Source organism: Mesorhizobium kowhaii (genome assembly GCF_042431665.1).
GTDB lineage: Bacteria > Pseudomonadota > Alphaproteobacteria > Rhizobiales > Rhizobiaceae > Mesorhizobium > Mesorhizobium kowhaii.
Window position 1 is genome coordinate 1 of the sequence record NZ_JBHLYT010000141.1, and the last position, 1,641, is coordinate 1,641.

At 60.0% G+C, this 1,641-nt stretch carries 1 protein-coding gene and 1 pseudogene; one reads left to right on the top strand and one right to left on the bottom strand.

The window, feature by feature from the left end; translation table 11 throughout:
- Nucleotides 1-180: 180 nt before the first annotated feature.
- On the top strand, nucleotides 181-1,338 hold the full coding sequence (locus ACFFNA_RS36130) for a porin (RefSeq protein ID WP_378924753.1): 1,158 nt from the start codon (nucleotides 181-183) through the stop codon (nucleotides 1,336-1,338).
- Nucleotides 1,339-1,449: 111 nt separating this feature from the next.
- Here ACFFNA_RS36130 and ACFFNA_RS36135 read toward each other — a convergent pair.
- Nucleotides 1,450-1,641 (bottom strand): annotated as a pseudogene (locus ACFFNA_RS36135) (hypothetical protein); the annotation flags it as partial.

A 1,641-nucleotide genomic window follows, 5' to 3' on the forward strand; every position in this document is an offset into this window, starting at 1 on the left:
AGCCAAAGAGCCGCTTTCCAGTTTCAATCTCCGTTTGTGCACTGCAGCGAAGTCGGCCATGTCGAGCGCGAAGAAGCCGCGCCGGTGCGCGACTTTTTCAACGATGAGGACGGGGGCGGCAGGAAAGCCCAAGAGACCTGCCGAAGCCTGTTTTGAACCTTTGACTGGAGATTCAAGAAAATGAACATCAAGAGCCTTCTTCTCGGCTCCGCTGCGACCCTGATCGCAGTTTCCGGCGCCCGCGCCGCCGATGCGGTCGTCGTCGCCGAGCCGGAACCGGCCGAATACGTCAAGATCTGCGACGTCTATGGCGCAGGTTACTTCTACATTCCCGGCACCGAGACCTGCCTGCGCATCGGCGGCTATATCCGCTATGACGCCGGCGTGGGCGACATCGGCACGTTCGATGGCGCTAAGACCACCGACGTACAAAACGGCAGCGAGAACAGCACCTGGTTTAAGAACACCCGCTTCACGCTGAAGACCTGGACCGGCCAGGAAACCGAGCTCGGCACGTTGAAGACCTACACCGAAACGCGCTTTAATTTCGGTGACAAAAACCTTGTCACTGATGGGCGCGGTAACGTCGACAGCAATCCCGCCGCCAACAAGCCGGTCGACCTGCATTTCGCGTGGATCCAGCTCGGCGGCCTGCGCGTCGGTAAGGATGAGACGCCCTACGACGCGTTCATCGGCTATGCCGGCAATGTCATCCAGGATACGATCATCCCGTACGGGATCAAGGACACCAACGTCGTCAGCTACTACTTCGACGCTGGCAGCGGCTTCTCGGGCGTTGTCTCGCTGGAAGAAGGCTCCGGCGCCAACACGATCGACAGCTATGTTCCACATGTCGTCGGCGGCTTGAAGTACAAGGCCGACTGGGGTGCGATCACCGGCGTTGTCGCCTATGACAGCAACTACGAGGAAGCGGCCGGCAAGGTTCGTTTGGACGTCAACGTCACCAAGGAACTGTCGCTGTTCGTCATGGGCGGCTACGGCACCGACAACAACCTCACCGACCCCACCAACGCCGTCAACGCTCATGGCCGTAGCCAGTACAAGCCATGGGGTGGCAACTGGGCTGTCTGGGGCGGTGGCACCTACAAGTTCAATGCCAAGACAGCGTTCAACGTCCAGGCTTCGGCTGATGACGACAAGAACATCGCTCTGGCTGCGAACGTCGCCTACACCATCGTTTCGGGCTTCACGATCACGACCGAAGTCGACTGGGACCATTTCGGTCACTTCGACGATGGCACTCCGTTCGGCAACTTCACCAAGGCCGACAAGAAGGATAGCGTTGGCGGCATCGTCCGTTTCCAGCGCAATTTCTGATCGAACCCCTGCCGATCAGAACGGAAAGGCCCGCGACGTCGTCGCGGGCCTTTTTGTTTGGCCGAGAGCTGCCGTACCGACGCGAATGTGCCCTCCCCTAAGAAGCAGCGCTCAGCCGGCTGGGAACGGGGCGAAGTGACCCGAGCCACGAAGCCTCGCGAGCAGGATGATGGCCGTTCCGCGGTGGTCACCCCTCGCTTGCTCACTTAGCGGCGACGCATCCCAGGCAGCCAATTCCGCCACCAAAAGGGCTGTGTCTCCGTTGATCGAGGCGCATCTAAGCTGTCCGCTCTTCTCCATTAC